Raw genomic sequence first — 15,892 nt, forward strand, 5'->3', positions numbered from 1 at the left:
GAATACATTTTCCCACTTTGTGGGGATACTGAAACAAAACGAACACCAGAAAGGGAGATTTCTATGTTTTTCCGTACTAAATATAGATCTCGTCCGAACCGAAAGAAGCAGCAGATGCCCATTTTGCAATCGCAGCTCACCTCCAGCTTAGCTGAAAATATTCATGCTCTTGAAGCCCTTTATAACGATTGTTCCGATGTTGTTTTCCGTACTTTTACTTTTGGCGATCGCACAGAAGCATGCCTTATTTATTTGGATGGCATGTCGAATATAGAAGAGCTGGACAAAAATGTGCTTGCCCCGCTCATGAATAATACGGAAGGGGAAATCTTGTCGCTCCCGGAATTGCTGAAAAAGAAAATACCTATCTCCTTGGTAAAGAACATCTATAACATCGACGATTGCATTGCCCATATTTCTATTGGGAATCCGGTCTTGCTCATGGAAGGGGCCAACCAAGGGATTGCGCTGGGACTCTCCAAATGGGAAAAACGTTCCATTGAAGAACCGGTTGCCGAAACGGTCATACGAGGACCTCGTGATTCATTTACAGAAATGCTGTCGACAAATACGTCACTATTGCGCAGAAGAATAAGAACACCCCATTTCAAAACGAAAAGGTTGGATATCGGACGCTTAACCCAAACCGGAGTCGTCGTAGCCTATATAGAGGGTGTCGCAAAGCCGGCTATCGTTGAAGAAGTGCTATCACGGCTCCAAAGGATCGAAATCGACGGCATCCTAGAGAGTGGATATATTGAAGAGCTGATTGAGGATAATCCGATTTCGCCTTTTCCGCAGATCATGAATACCGAGCGTCCCGACGTGGCTGTAGCTGGGATGCTGGAAGGGCGGGTCGTCATTTTAGTTGATAATACGCCGTTTGTCCTCGTTGCGCCGATCACGATTTTCTCTTTGTTTCAATCGAGTGAAGATTATTACACCCGATTTTTTCTCAGCATCATGATTCGTTGGCTGCGCTATTTATTCGTCATCATTTCTTTGCTGCTGCCATCTTTTTATATTGCCGTTCTGACATTTCATCAAGAGATGGTGCCAACGACACTGCTCGAGAGCATGGCAAGCGCCCGTGAACGCGTCCCTTTTCCCGCATTAGTTGAAGCTTTCATTATGGAAGTCACATTCGAGGCTTTAAGGGAGGCGGGCTTGCGTCTGCCGAAGCAGGTCGGTGCTGCAGTTAGCATCGTTGGTGCACTGGTAATCGGTCAAGCTGCTGTTGAAGCAGGAATCGTCTCTACTCCAATGGTTATCGTTGTTTCCTTAACCGGGATTGCATCCTTTGCTATTCCGCGTTATGTAGTCGGGATGGCCTTTAGTATGCTGCGTTTTCCTATCATGATTTTGGCGGGAACATTGGGGTTGCTCGGTCTCATTCTCGGGGTTCTGCTGCTCCTGATACACTTATGCGGGTTGAAATCGTTCGGCGTGCCATATATGTCGCCATTGGGTCCAATGAATGGAAAACAAATGCAGGATGTTCTCTTTCGAAAACCATGGTGGACGTTCCGTAAAGGCCCCAAATTAGGCGGCCCTCCAGAGGAAAACTTATAATTAGAAGGTGAGAACCAAATGGTTGAAAAAGGAAAAATAACCGCGCTGCAAATGGGCATTATGATGTATCCGACCATCATTGCTACCGCCATCCTCATTGTGCCAGGCATTACGGCGGAAAAGGCTCATCTTGACCTATGGGTTTCACCTATTTGGGCGTCGATTGTAGGCTATACGACTGTCTTGGTCATGTGTGCGTTGAACCGAATTTATCCGGAAGAGACGATCATTCAATATATGAATCGCATCATTGGGCGAATTCCAGGCAAAGCCATCTCCTTCTTCATATTGGTTTTTTATTTGCATGTAACAGGGGTAATCATCAAAGAGTACGCAGAGTTCATCTCGGGCGTGTTTTTGACTCGGACCCCTCTATTAGTCCTGATATCGAGCCTTACATTGGTATGCGCGTTTGCTGTCAGGTCTGGGATTGAAGTGGTGGCTAGGTTATCGGAATTAATCGTCCCCATTATTTTATTCATTGTTGTCCTTCTCATCATCTTGCTGCTTCCAAATCTTGAAATAAGGAGAATGTTTCCGATGTTTGAGGATGGGATCATGCCTTCCATTAAAGGAGCTTTATCTCCTATGGGCTGGTTTAGCGAATTTGCGTTAATTACCTTTATGCTGCCTTTTCTTGTTAACCGCAAGAAAGGGCTGAAGATGGCCATGATGTCAATGTTCTTCGTTTCCTTTACCTTAGTAATGGTAAATTTCGTTCTCCTTTTCCTCGTTGGAGGAGGCGTTGCCAATATTCTGTATCCGTTCATGACTGCAATTCGGTACATAAGCATTGCCGATTTCTTCGAGCATGTTGAATCGCTCGTAATGGCAATCTGGGTAATGGGAGCATTTCTTAAAATATCAGTATTTTATTATTCATTGTCTCTAGGAACGGCACAATGGCTGAATGTGTCCAGCATACGTCATGTCGTTTTCCCCATAGGTATTCTTCTTGTACTGTTTACATATTGGACACCGCCTACATTGCCTGGGCTGTCACATTATCTCGGATCACTGCTTCCTTATATTTTAATGGGTTTTCAAACGGGACTTCCGCTGCTTCTGTTAATGATCGCTTACTTGCGTAGCCGGAGCATGAGAAAAAGGGTCGTGAACAAATGATGCGAATCATATTCACTATGATGATAAGCATATGTCTGCTATTTCTTACAGGCTGTTGGGACCGCGTAGAAATAAATGACATTGCTTTGATTGAAGGAATCGGCATCGATAAAGAAGATGGGCGATGGAGAATCAGTGCGCAAATTAACATTCCAAAATTATCTGAAGGCAGCCAAGGTACCGGAGGAAGAGATAGAATAGAGAACATCGTTCGATACGGTGAGGCAAACACACTGGCTGAAGCTTTTGTAATTTTGCAAAGAAGGCTTCCCCGAAAAGTGTTTTGGGGGCACACTAAAGTAGTTATCTTTAGTGAAAAAATAGCATTGGAAGGTATCCGTGAAGGTGTTGATTTCTTGGCTCGTCATCCTCAGCCAAGGCCAAGAGCCTACATTTTTATTAGTAAAGGAAATGCCAAAGAAATTTTAGAAATACACCCCGCATTGGAGCGAAGTACGACAGAGGTGCTGCGCGAATTAAGCAAGCAGAAGCAGGGTATCGAGATCACACTGCTCGAATTAGTTGGATTATTGCCTCAACCTCCGTACAATTCAGCTATTCCTATTATTGAAACGCTGAGTCCGGCAGAGAAAAATATCGATAACTTCGCGTATACAAAAAGCACTGCTCTTTTCCATAAAGATAAAATGGTTAGTGAACTCAATGAAAAGGTGAGTCGGGGCGTTCAATGGATCCGCAACGACATTCGTGATGACTTGTTCACCGTTGAGCCCAAAAATGCCGAAGGATCACTGATTGTTAGACTCCTTAGGAGCCATACGAAGCTTAAACCCAAGTATGTTAACGGACAATGGAAGATGACTGTAAAAACGAAGGCGCAATTTGACGTGATAGAAAATGGCAGTCATTTAAAAATTAGCGATCCAAAAGAAATGAAGGTAGTGGAACAGCAATTAAAGAAGGATCTGATTGATCGAATGGATTATGCTCTTAAAGTGCTGCAGAAAGAAAAAAAAATAGATGTTTTAGGATTTGCCGAGGAATATCATCGCAGATATCCGAAGCAATGGAAAAAGGCCGCAAAGGATTGGAATGAAATATTTCCAAAAGTGGAGGTTTCCTATGACGTTAAAATAACGATTCTGAGACAAGGGAAAACAAATGCTCCACAAGGTGTTCCACAGGATGAAGTAAAGAAATAATAGAGTTGGTCAATACGTTCGTTCACCAACAAGAAGTATTTTCGAGGGGTAATTCCCTCTTATGTAAGACTACTTCATATTAGGGTTGATTATCCCCTGTAGTCGACATATGCTTATCTTATATTGATGCTGGAGGGAATCATATGGAGTTAACCGTCATGTCTTTTAATCTGCGCATTCATGTCGAGGAGGACGGGGAGAATGCCTGGCCTAATCGGATCGAATCGGCTGCGAATGCCATTCTGGCTTCTGGGGCAGCTGTCGTAGGCACGCAAGAAGGAAGCTTGCCTATGCTGGAGAGCTTGAGTGCCTTGCTGCCAGGCTACGAATGGATAGGAGAGGGCCGGCTGGGAGGCGTAGAAGGGGAATATTGCGCGATTTTCTATCAAAGCAGTATGCTGAAGCCGATTGAGAGCGGCACATTTGGATTGTCCGAGCAGCCGGAGCAGCTTGGATTTATGAGCTGGAATACTGCATGTCCGCGCATATGTACATGGATGAGGCTGCAGCATGCGGAAGGGGCGGAATGCCTCATCTTCAATACGCACCTCGACCATATTAGCGAGGAAGCAAGAATTAATGGCGCAATGCTTATCGTGGACAGAATGAATATGGACGGAGCGACCTCTGCCATTCTAACAGGCGACTTTAACTGCGAGCCAGAGAGCAGGACGATTGAAATCCTCAATCAGACTGGGCTGCAACATACTTACAATGCTTTGTATGAGTCAACCCCTGGCTGTACATATCATGGATTTATAGGTGGTGACGATGGCGAGCCGATCGATTATATTTTCGTAACACCGCAAATCAGCATCATGACGGCTCAAGTCGACAAGCGAAAGTACAACGATAGATATCCATCGGATCATTATCCGATTGCGGCAACCCTTCAAATACAGCCATAAAACATAGAGAATGGACATCCGTTTATATCAAGAGACGGGATGTCCATTTTTTATTTCACTGTAAGAGTTTAACTTGAAATGGACTGAAAACAGTCCTTCACAGCCTTAATTACGATTTCGGGTTCCGATATTTGAGGAAAATGTCCGCTGTTTGGGGCTATGATTTGTGTTGCTTGAGTGCTTAGTCGGAGAAAATCTTTTTGGTTATCCATACGCTGCTTATGTACTTCCATTGGCATGAACCATTTATTCGGTTGTTTCCCGCCAGTAACAACATATAAAGGAATATTCGGGAAGGGGTTCGCACGTTGAATTTGCTCGACTGTTTCGTTGACGTGATGTACTTCTTTGAATTTGTTGGTTTTTGAAAATGAATCGAACATGCCGAGCATCTTGTTTATCGTCTGAATGAACTTCCCTTGGTGCTGGTTGAGAAGCAAGTCATTCGGATGGCTGGCTTCCAACAAAACGACGCCAATCACTTCTTCGGAGTAAAGTCTAGCGAATAGATTGGCATAGTAGCCGCCTAAAGAGTGACCCACTAATAGATATGGCGGTCTTATTTGTAAAGCATTCAACATTTCCTTTAAAGACTCAACGATTGCGATCCCTTGCTGCGGTTCTGATGGCATATCGCTGCCGCTGATTCCGAAACGATTATAGGCAACTACCGAGCTGAACTCGGCAAGCTTTGGCATAATTTTATACCAGCCTTCCAGCGGCCCACCACCTCCATTAATCAATATAATAGGGGGGCCTCCATTTCCGGCAGTTATGTATTCCAATTTGCCTTTCTGAACGCTAATTTTTTGTTTGCGAGGTAATCCTACCACTTTCAATCCTCCTAGGTTTCACGTTGATTACATAACATCGCCGATTTGGTCGAGAGAATGATTAAGAACTCGGCATATTATACGCTACTAGATGAATTCGGTTTCTCCTAAACTATTCCAGTTGAATCCCCCGAAATAGGCTCTTTATCGACAAACTCCCTTCAATCATAACCCAATTCGCTGACGGCAGCATGCAAGATCTATGAGTCCTAATCTATAGATTTTATTAATTTCTATTTTACTGGTTCTTATTTGATACTTATATGTTTTTTCATAACAGTATGCTAGAGGAATGTTCTCGATTATCCTCCTGAATAGAAGGATGAAAACGATTATATTTATTCAAAAAAACGTTTGACAGCATTTGGGTATCGTTATAACATGCATATATGAACCAAATGTGAACCAGTTAATTGAATTAACCTTGGTGGATCGGACAGAGAGGAGCAAGTTTGATGAAAGCTGTAATTTCACTGAAAGGCAAGATTGAAATTATTGAATTGGAGGAACCCTCCGCCGGAGCAAACGATGTGTTGGTCGAAACTTGCTATTCCGCAATCAGCTCAGGAACGGAATTGCTCTTGAATAGCATGCTGATCGAGCATGCGATTCCACTTGGATACAGCGCTATGGGAGTCGTGAAGGAAATCGGGGAGGGCATATCACATTTGAGGAGAGGGCAAAGGGTTGCCTGCTATGGTTCACCTTATGTCAGACATGCGGAACTACTCGCTGTTCCGAAGCATCTAGTCGTTGCACTGCCTGATGAATGCCATTCATCAGAAGCGGCCTTCGTTGGAATCGGCGCGATTGCCATTCATGCGCTGCGGCAGGCAGATTTGCGATTTGGGGAAACGGTTGTTGTGATTGGACTCGGCATACTAGGTCAAATCGCGGGTCAAATTGCAGAAGCATCCGGCTATAGGCTGATCGGCTTCGATCTGCTCGCGGAACGCTGCGAGAAGCTTTCTGAAGCTGGCGCTGCAAATGTGTATAACTCAGCAAAAGAGGTTCAATGCGCCATTGATTTCATTACGCAGCAGCAAGGGGCGGATGCGGTCATTATTTGCGCGAATGGCGCTAATGCGGGAATCATCGACCAGGCTCTTCATTGGATTCGGGATAGAGGTAAAATCGTCATTGTCGGCGATGTGAAGATGGATTTCGACAGGGAGGTGATGTTTGCCAAAGAGGCTCAAATGCTCATTTCGCGTGCTGGCGGTCCAGGGCGATATGACGAAACCTATGAACGCAAGGCAGTTGATTATCCGATCGGTTACGTAAGGTGGACGGAAGGCCGAAATATGGCAGAGTTTATTCGCCTCCTCGCGGAAAGGCGAATTTCCGTTCAGATGCTAATTACCCATGAGATGGATTTACCATCATTGTCGGAGGCATACGAGCTGCTTCGCGAGTCTCCGCGAGACGTGCTTGGCATTCTTGTTGATTACGGGAAGGAGCAAGCTAGTGATACAAGGATGACCGTATTAAAAACGATACCAGGAGGCTGTTGAGAATGTGGATAGCAATGGTTGGAAAAATGACTTTTCCTAAATGGATATGCGGGGTTTTAGCCTTCCTATGTTTAGCTCTCCTACTGCCCTCGAACGTATGGGCTGCCAACACAGCAGAGGCGCTAGAGGTTCCTAACTCCGGATTCGAACAAGAGCTTGTCTCGGTTAAAATCCCAAGCTGGAACTATTATTCCAGCGGTATACAAAGCGGTCTTTCGCTGTCGGAAACGACGAAGTACGAGGGAGTCAGAAGTCTGAAAATCGTAAAGGCGACAGGAAGTGCGCCGCTTGGAGCTGAAAGCGTAAAGCTGCCTGTTACACCCGGGAAAACATACGAGGCGGCAATTCGGATGAACGTTGAGAGCCATACCGGAGCTCCGGCGCTCTGGATTCGCTGGTATGGAGGCACGGGGCAGCCCTTGAACAAGCAAGCGACCTATTCGCTTGCAGCACCGCCTTTAAACAAATGGCTTGATATCCATGTGAATGGGATCGCGCCACCCGATGCCGCCTATGCAACCATTTTCGTTTATGCTTCTACGGGTACAGCTATGACGGGTTACGCAGACGATGCCCGGTTCAACCTTGTTGCCGAGCAGATAGCGGTTGTGAACCCTGGATTTGAAGACCCTTCCACCGGAACGGCGATTCCCGGGTGGGGAGTATTTCCCGGCTCTCCGCCTAGTTCCGTGACCTTAAGCAAGGCGGAGCAAAACAGCGGCCTGTCAAGCCTTCTGATCGAGGACACCAGCAGCTTGCTTCCCGCGGGAATAAGTACCCAAGCCATAAGCATTCAACCAGACGGTTTGTATGAAGCGAAAGCAAGCGTTTATTTAGCTTCTGGTGGAAGCGTTATCATGTATATTAAATATTACGATAACTCGGGCGCTGAAGCCGGCGTATCCTCCGTACAGTTCGCTAGTCCACTCCAAACGTGGAAAACCATGAAAGTGGAAGGGATAGTTCCGTTGGAAGCGAGGACGGCGAAAATATTGCTGTACTCGGGCACGGGAGCACTTAGCAAAGCCTATTTCGATGATGTCTCTTTTGCATTGAAAGAAAATGAGACGCTAACGCTTCCGCACCCTTATGGTCAGCCCGTGAATTTAGGAAAAGCGACGCTTGCCTCGTTAACGTTAGGAGGTGCGATAGGAAACGGCCAGCTTTATTTCGTAGCTAACGGCGCACCTGGAACGTTCTATGCGGTCGATGCAGTTTCGGGGAATGTCATTTTCTCAAAAGAAGTTCCCGGAACGACGGAAACATGGGCGGTTACAGTAGGATCGGACAATAACGTCTATTTTTCCGCTACGAGCAATCGTACGCTGTGGAAATACGACCCAATCGCAAAAGAAATATCAGTGGTTGGTGATAACCCTTCCGAAAATTTCGTATGGGATTTGGATTCGAGCTTTGACGGCATCATTTACGGTTCAACCTATCCGAACGCCGAAATATTTAGTTACAATACGCAAAATGGGGAGTTTATTGACCTTGGCAATATGTATGAGGACCAGGAATATGTTCGGGGGAGTGGGGTTACCGATCATTATTTGTATGCCGGCATAGGCGCATTCAAACATTTGGTCCGCGTTGACAGAAGCAGTGGGGAAAAAATGGAGATTCCGCTTCCGTTTGCAGGGAATGAAGGCTTCGTGAGCAACATCTGGGCTTACAACGGCATTTTGTATGTTGCGCACGGTACTTCTCTCGCGATCTTGGATGAGGATACCTTCGACGTTAAATATGAATTTGCTTATACGGACTCCAAAGCGTTCGATGGCATTATCTCGCCGCCTTCTCCTTATGATTCCAACCTCCTTTATTACCGCAATAAATATTCGAATACCTTATGGACTTATAACGCCGCAACAAATACGGCTGGACCAGTTACTCCCGAAATCGAGCTTCCAGAAAATTCGAGCAGAGCGTTTAACTGGATCACATTGCCAAACGGCAGCCAAGTGCTCGCTACGTTGTACGAGAACGGAAAATATACGCTATTTAACCCACAGGATCATTCCTTGCAAACCATCCAAGTTCCGATGGCTAGAAGCGGCGTCAATATTCAGAGTCTTGCAATGGGACCGGATGCCAATCTATATCTAGGTGGCTTCATTGATGGGTTGAGCGTATTCAAAGAGTCTGCGCAAACCTATGAGGTGCAAGCATCAGCTCCCGAATCTCCGCACCAAGTCGAGGAAATCGGCTTTTTGAACGGCAAAGCTTATTTTGGAGCGTACGGGGGCGCACGGATTTATAGCTACGATTCCAGCCAGCCTTATCATTATGAAAATCTGGCTTGGGATAATCCTAAGCTCGTTTATACGATCCCCGATTCGCAAGACCGTCCTTACGCTTTCGCTTCAGGTGATAATAAATTGTTTATCGGAACGATTCCGGTCTACGGGCAGCTCGGGGGAAGCTTAACCATCTTTAATGAGGAAGCCGATCAGTGGACGACTCATCGGAATGTTGTAAACGATCAAAGCATAATCTCACTCGCTTACAAAGAAGGAATCGTTTTCGGAGGCACCTCGATCGAAGGCGGGCTCGGCACTGCTAGTTCTGCCGTGAAAGCCAAATTGTTCAAATGGGATGCTGCCGCTGGCATTAAGCTCGATGAGATTGATCCGGACATTCCCGGCCTGCCTACCCCCAAATTGCTCGGTGGTTTGTCTTTTGGCCCAGACGGCATGCTATGGGGAGCTGCTTGGGGAGAAGATGCGGAAGGTGGAACAACATTTGCAATCTATGCAATGAATCCAAGCACATACAAGATCGTAAAGAGCAAGCTAATCTACCCGAATGCGAACGTCGGCAACACGTGGCGATCCTTCTATTTGCGCTGGGGTCAAGATGGCCTGCTCTATACAACCATCGCCCGATTTGTGACTGTAATTGATCCTGTAACGCTAAAATCACGTAAGCTCGTGGATGCGCAAACGAACTTGCTCGACATCGGCACAGATGGCAGCCTATATTACACTTCGGGGCCTACATTGTTCAGGCTGCCGGTTCCGCTTGCTTCAGCTTCGATTTCTATGAATAAAACTAGCCTGAAAGAAGGGGAAAGCGAATCGGTTCTGAGCGCTGGCATTTTGGCAAATGGTCGCGAAGCTATTATGGCAGGCAGTGCGATATCGTTTACTAGCAGCGATCAGGACGTGCTGAACGTTCAGAATGGGAAGGCTCTAGCGCTCAAGCCAGGAAAGGCGAATATTTATGCAGATATTACCTTAGGCGGCAAGAAAATACGAACAAATACGATCGAGGTTACGGTAACGCTAGCACAGGCTGAGCCAGCCTTCACTGCAGATATAATAACTCCGACTAACGTTAATGTCACCGTGTATATTAGCTATCCTACCGATGCGGCTTTGAAAGAATTCAAGCTGGGCGCTAACGGCACTTGGACCGTATACAAGGATCCTATCATCGTCTCCAGTAACGATATCCTGTTCGCAAGAAGCTCAGATTCCGATGGGAACCTCTCGAGCGTAACCAGCTTTGAGATAAGCAATATAGACAAAACAGCACCCGTAACTATCGCGAGCCTAACCCCTTCGCAATCGGACGGACCGAACGGTTCGTATGCAGGTCCAGTCACGTTAACGCTTAATGGAGCGGATAATTTATCGGGCGTGCAGGGGACCGTGTACAGTCTGGATAATGGGATAACATGGCAGCAGTATGCATCACCCATTTCCTTCAACAAGCAAGGCCAGTATAATATTCACTTTAAGTCGACGGATTCAGCAGGGAATACCGAAGCCTCGCAATCGGTTAGCTTTGTGGTGGCGGCCACAACCGTCAGCGTTCAGCTTAAGGACAGCAGTGGAAATCCGTTAAGCGGTGGAGAAGTCGCTTATTATGACGGGGAATGGAAAAGCTTCGGCGTGACGGATGCAAATGGACAAATCAGCAAATCGTTGCCGAGCAAAAGCTATGCTTTCGCTATGACTTATGAAGGGACTCGCAAGCAATTAACGCAAAATACAGGAACGGACGCAGTTGTTGTTTTCCAGACCGTCAACGTCAGGCTTCAGCTCAAGGATAGTCTCGGCAATCCGCTGGATGCTGGCACAGCAAGCTATTACGCAGGAAGCTGGAGAGCCATTGGAGAAACGCAGGGCGGGGAGATCAGCAAAGAGCTGTTGCCTGGATCTTACACCTTCGAAATGAAATATGAAGGAACGCATACGCAGGTAGTGCAAAATACGGCAGATGACGCTGTCATTGTCTTTCGAACGATCAATGTTACATTGATGCTCAAAGACTCACAGGGAAATCCTGTAGATAACGGATCGGCTAGCTACTATGCCGGAGGCTGGCGAAGCATTGGCAACACGAGCGGTGGCCAGATTACGAAGGAGCTGCTGCCTGGTTCTTATTCTTTTGCCATGACTTATGCTGGAACGTATAAGCAGTTATTAAGCGATATAGCGACAAACCCATTGATTACATTTCAAATTTAAGCTTGTAGGCGATATAAGCGTTCAAGGCAGCATACAACTGAAGCGATTATTAAAAACGGGTAGAGGAGCGATGAGGCTCCTTTACCCGTTTTTACGATACTATAGAGCTTCCTTTAACCTTTGGAATACGGTATCAAAATCGTCCAAACGGGCCCAGTATAGCTTGAAAATACGCCGTATAATTTCCAGCTCGCGGAAGGTGATATTCATATCTGAGTAGTTGAGAAACGTCGGGACAATGTCTCTGTACATATGAAAACGGGATGGGCGCTTCAACGGCTCTTTTCCCATCCATTCCGCCACCCCTTTGTCGCTTGGAATGCTGAGCGTATGCTGGCGAATATGGAGCTGGGTTTCGTCCGAGATGAGATAATCAAGCAGCATTTGGGCAGCTTCCTTGTGTTCACTGGATTTGTTGATGGCAAGGCCAATAACTAGCAGCTGTGTTCTTGCTTCCTCAGAATAGGGAAGTGGCGCGATGTCGTAATTAAATTCCGCATGGCGCAGGTGGTTTAAGCTGAAGTAGCTGGTTACGATCATAGAAGCTTTCTGCTGCAAAAAATACATTTCGCAATCAGAATCATTTTCCGACATATACAAATTTTCCGGATTCATTCCTTCAAAGAGATGTAGGCTTAAACGCATCGCTTCTCGGAAAGGCTCGTTGTCAACGATGAGCTTGCCTAGCTCATCCCGCTCGAATACGACTTTGTTCTGCAGAAGAAAGAGCGGCCAACGATTGATGGATTGCAAATGAAAAAACAAGCCGATTCGGTCGTGATGGATCGTTAAAGCTTGCGCGGCTTTCTGCACGTCGTTCCAATGCCAGCTGCTATCCGGCTCTGGCTGCTTAGCCTCTCGAAAATGATCCTTATTGTAACACAGGACGATCGGCGAGAACGTAAATGGCTGTACATATAGGCTATTATCCGCAGTAAAAGGCCGCAATAGAAAAGAATAAGTGTCTTCCTTTCGCTCAAGCGGTTCCAGCATATTTTTAATTTCCCCATTCTCCTTGCAAAGCCCGAAGTGATGGGTATTTAACGTGATCAGATCGAGCTCATCCCGATCGAGCGCTTCCTGCGGAGTCGTAGAGAAAAACGTTTCCGAGAGAGGGACCATTTTAAGCTGAATATGCGGATATTGCTGTTGAAAGCGGTCAACGAGCTGTTTGAGGTTAGCTTCCAGCATGAGCGTGGGGTAGTATCCGAATCTAAGCGTAATTCTTTTGTTCATTCCTGGTCCTACGACTCTTGTTCCGATTCGCGGCGCTTTTTCGATCATTTCAAGCTGGAGCAGCATTTCCAGTCCTTTGCGTACCGAGTTTTTGCTAAGCTGGAACTGCTCGGCAAGCATCAATTCAGAGGGCAGGAAGTCCCCAGGCTGCAGCTTTCCGGTTAAAATGTCGTTGCTTAACGCGGTGACCATTTCTTCAAGTCTGGTTCGGAAGGTCGATCTTCTGGGCTTGCCCGTCATTTGTCTCTGAACCTCCAAGCGAATTGTGAAGTATAGGAATTGGTAGCTATCTGGGCTACATTATAATATAAAACGAAACCGATTTGCATCTTAGCCTTCTAAAACAATACTAGAGTAAGGCTTGCCTACTCTACGTTTCCAATAAGATTTCGCCGGTTCGCGTCAGGTCATAGCCTGAAATCGATTGAAGCTCCTTCTTGAAATCATCGGATCTGAGAATATGGAGCAAAGACTGAATCCATGCCTGATTGTTGGCGGTTTTCAGCATGACGAGATCGTAGCGCTCTTGAATTAACGGAATAAACGAAATGTTGCCTACGATAGACGCCGCTTTCTCTATGCCAATTCCGACATCGGCCTCACCTGATGCCACTTTGGAGGCTACGCCTAGATGATTGCTTTGTTCTTGCTCATAGCCGATAAGCTGGTTGGATATTAATCCATGTAGACGAAGCTGTTCATCCAGCAGAACGCGAGCGCCGGAGCCTTTCTCCCGATTAGCAATCCGCAACCCTGGATTGCCTAAATCAGACCAGCTCTTCAACGATAAAGGATTGCCTTGCTTGACGTAGAAGCCTGCATATCTGGAAAGTAAGTTGACGACGATGTAAGACGAGCCTATCAGAAGCTTTCTGATATAGGGAAGGTTGTATTCGCCAGTATCCCCGTCGAGGAGATGAGTGCTGACGATGTCGGATTCACCGCGGTACATCGAGATCAGACTGTCAAGACTTCCGACATATGCGCGCAGCGGACGAATGCCGTCCATCTTTTTTTCCATATGCTTCACTAGAATGTCAAGGCTGAGATCCTGACCTGTAATAACGAGGGGGCGGAGCCCGGTATGGGATGCATGCGCAAGTGACTGTGCAGGAAGCTCTGTCATAACGGGACGTTCATTCATTTGCACGCCTTTTGCGCGCTGTTTATAGGCTTCCAAATCGGAAGGGTCGACACGCATCTGTTTGCCTACACGGTATGAGGGCAGCTCGCCTCTTTTTATAAGATCATATACGGTGAGTTTGGATATTTTTAGCAGTTTGGCAATTTCTTCGGTTGTATACGAGACATCGCTGGACATGATGCTCCTCCTTACTTTCTGTACGATCCTATTCTTTTTTTCATTGTAACATATTAAAATCTGAACGTTCGGTAAAACGCATTTACAAAAGAAATGATCGGTATATAATATATTTAGATATATTTAATTATAACTAAACATAACAAAGGAGAAACATCTATGTTAAAAATGATTAAAGCCTATATGTTCCTGTCCATTGTTGTAGTCATGACTTTGGTATTCGCGGGATGTGGCACTGTACCAAATACGACAAGCGAGCCTAGCCAACTGCCCGCCGAAAAGGTAGAGCTGACCATCTCGGCTGCAGCGAGCTTGACTGACGCATTAACGGAAATTCAAAAGGCATTTGAAGCCCAAAACGCCACGATTAAGCTAAGCTTTAACTTCGGTGCTTCCGGTGCGCTGCAGCAGCAAATTGAGCAAGGGGCGCCAGCCGATTTGTTCCTGTCTGCAGCCGTTAAGAATATGGCGGAGCTTGTAGACAAACAGCTAATTGCTCCAAACCAACAAATCAACTTGTTGAAAAATGAGCTTGTTGTTGTCGTTCCTAAAGACGCTAAAATACCGATTGAAAATGTAACCGATCTGACTAAAGCCGAAGTGAAAACGATTGCCATTGGCATACCGGAAAGCGTGCCTGCTGGCATCTATGCCAAGGAAGCGCTGACGAACACGAAGCTGTGGGATACGCTTCAGGGCAAATCCGTACAAGCAAAGGACGTAAGGCAAGTATTGCAATATGTAGAAACCGGAAATGCGGACGCAGGCTTTGTCTATAAGACAGATGCGCTGGCAACCGAAAAAGTAGAAGTAGCATTTGCGGTTGATGCAGCAACTTACAAGACGATTCAATATCCGATAGGTATCGTAAAAGCGACTAAGCACGCCAAAGAGGCGGAGGAGTTTTACACGTATTTGCAATCGCAAGAAGCGCTTGACGTATTTGTTAAGTACGGGTTTTCTGTATTGAAATAGGCTTCACCCGCGACTGTGATACAAGAAAAGGAAAAACGTACTGTTCTAAAGAATATAATGAATGGAGAGGACGACCAACGCTATCGATTTGGAAACACATTCGAAAGGAGATTCGATTAAGTGACAAAAAGTTCAAGCACGATACCTGGTGCAGCGATCAGAGGGACAGCTTCAGGGGTTATATTCATGGCTTTATTCGGAACGCTTTGGGCCTATACGGGAGTTATGGGTTTGCAGGGCTGGGGAACCGTATTTTTGTTGATCCTTGCAGTGGCGATTGGCGGCTTCTTGTTCATCGGCGCAGGCTCGCTTATTCGTGCATCGAGGAAACTAACAAATCAAGGTATGAAGTCGGATGCCAGATTCAGTAAGCAACTCAAGGTGAAGTTTAATCTGATTTTCGCAGCGGAAGGCATCGCGATCTTTATAGCGGTTGCTATATGCAATGCGATTGGCCACAGTGAGCTTATTCCAATCCTTATTGCTATTATTGTCGGCATTCATTTTTTTCCATTGGCACCTTTATTCCAGGTGAAGCTTTATTACATAACAGGTGCGCTGCTCTGTTTGCTCGCGGTTTGTACATGGTTGTTTGCCCCTATAAATGTAACAGTCGGAGAAAATCAGATTAACGCCTACATGTCCATCGTTGGTATTGGCTCTGCAATCATTTTATGGGGAACAGGTCTTGCCGTATGGATCATGGGTAAAAATCTTCTATCGACAGCAATTATCCAGCAATCTGGTAACGGCATCAGTGCGTAGAA

The 15,892-nt window shown here is 46.0% G+C and carries 11 protein-coding genes; 8 read left to right on the forward strand and 3 right to left on the reverse strand.

Annotated elements, in window-relative coordinates; translation table 11 throughout:
• Nucleotides 1–63: 63 nt before the first annotated feature.
• The 4 genes from HI950_RS04220 (at nt 64) to HI950_RS04235 (ending at nt 4,768) form a co-directional block, all read left to right on the forward strand.
• Nucleotides 64–1,572, forward strand: a complete 1,509-nt coding sequence (locus HI950_RS04220) for a spore germination protein (protein WP_169081442.1) — start codon at nt 64–66, stop codon at nt 1,570–1,572.
• 18 nt (nt 1,573–1,590) lie between these two features.
• Nucleotides 1,591–2,697, forward strand: coding sequence for a GerAB/ArcD/ProY family transporter (locus tag HI950_RS04225; protein ID WP_169081441.1), 1,107 nt, complete (start codon nt 1,591–1,593; stop codon nt 2,695–2,697).
• Nucleotides 2,694–3,860, forward strand: a complete 1,167-nt coding sequence (locus HI950_RS04230) for a Ger(x)C family spore germination protein (protein WP_169081440.1) — start codon at nt 2,694–2,696, stop codon at nt 3,858–3,860. The genes HI950_RS04225 and HI950_RS04230 overlap by 4 nt, the downstream gene beginning before the upstream one ends.
• 143 nt (nt 3,861–4,003) lie before the next feature.
• Nucleotides 4,004–4,768 carry an endonuclease/exonuclease/phosphatase family protein gene (locus HI950_RS04235; protein ID WP_169081439.1) on the forward strand — a complete coding sequence of 255 codons (765 nt, stop codon included), beginning with the start codon at nt 4,004–4,006 and terminating at the stop codon, nt 4,766–4,768.
• Between the two features lie 68 nt (nt 4,769–4,836).
• On the opposite strand, the gene HI950_RS04240 is transcribed toward HI950_RS04235, so the two are convergent.
• Nucleotides 4,837–5,601, reverse strand: a complete 765-nt coding sequence (locus HI950_RS04240; RefSeq protein WP_169081438.1) for an alpha/beta fold hydrolase — start codon at nt 5,599–5,601, stop codon at nt 4,837–4,839.
• Nucleotides 5,602–6,056: 455 nt separating this feature from the next.
• Between HI950_RS04240 and HI950_RS04245 the strand changes: the two genes are divergently transcribed.
• Both HI950_RS04245 and HI950_RS04250 read left to right on the forward strand, forming a co-directional pair.
• Entirely contained in the window at nt 6,057–7,115 is a 1,059-nt protein-coding gene (locus HI950_RS04245) for a zinc-dependent alcohol dehydrogenase (RefSeq protein ID WP_169081437.1), read from the forward strand.
• A 2-nt stretch (nt 7,116–7,117) separates the two neighbouring features.
• The gene (locus tag HI950_RS04250; RefSeq protein WP_169081436.1) at nt 7,118–11,593 is read left to right on the forward strand and encodes an OmpL47-type beta-barrel domain-containing protein; all 4,476 of its coding nucleotides are present in this window, start codon (nt 7,118–7,120) and stop codon (nt 11,591–11,593) included.
• A gap of 99 nt (nt 11,594–11,692) precedes the next feature.
• Here the strand turns inward: HI950_RS04250 and HI950_RS04255 are convergent, their stop codons facing one another.
• Complete coding sequence (locus HI950_RS04255) at nt 11,693–13,069, reverse strand: extracellular solute-binding protein (protein ID WP_169081435.1); 1,377 nt, start codon at nt 13,067–13,069, stop codon at nt 11,693–11,695.
• A 130-nt stretch (nt 13,070–13,199) separates the two neighbouring features.
• On the reverse strand, nt 13,200–14,150 hold the full coding sequence (locus HI950_RS04260; protein WP_169081434.1) for a helix-turn-helix transcriptional regulator: 951 nt from the start codon (nt 14,148–14,150) through the stop codon (nt 13,200–13,202).
• Nucleotides 14,151–14,309: 159 nt separating this feature from the next.
• On the opposite strand from HI950_RS04260, the gene modA reads away from it, so the two are divergent.
• Nucleotides 14,310–15,125 carry a molybdate ABC transporter substrate-binding protein gene (modA, locus tag HI950_RS04265; RefSeq protein ID WP_169081433.1) on the forward strand — a complete coding sequence of 272 codons (816 nt, stop codon included), beginning with the start codon at nt 14,310–14,312 and terminating at the stop codon, nt 15,123–15,125.
• A 120-nt stretch (nt 15,126–15,245) separates the two neighbouring features.
• Entirely contained in the window at nt 15,246–15,890 is a 645-nt protein-coding gene (locus tag HI950_RS04270; protein WP_169081432.1) for a hypothetical protein, read from the forward strand.
• Nucleotides 15,891–15,892: the final 2 nt, after the last annotated feature.

The organism is Paenibacillus sp. PL91 (assembly GCF_012935325.2).
Lineage (GTDB): Bacteria > Bacillota > Bacilli > Paenibacillales > Paenibacillaceae > Pristimantibacillus.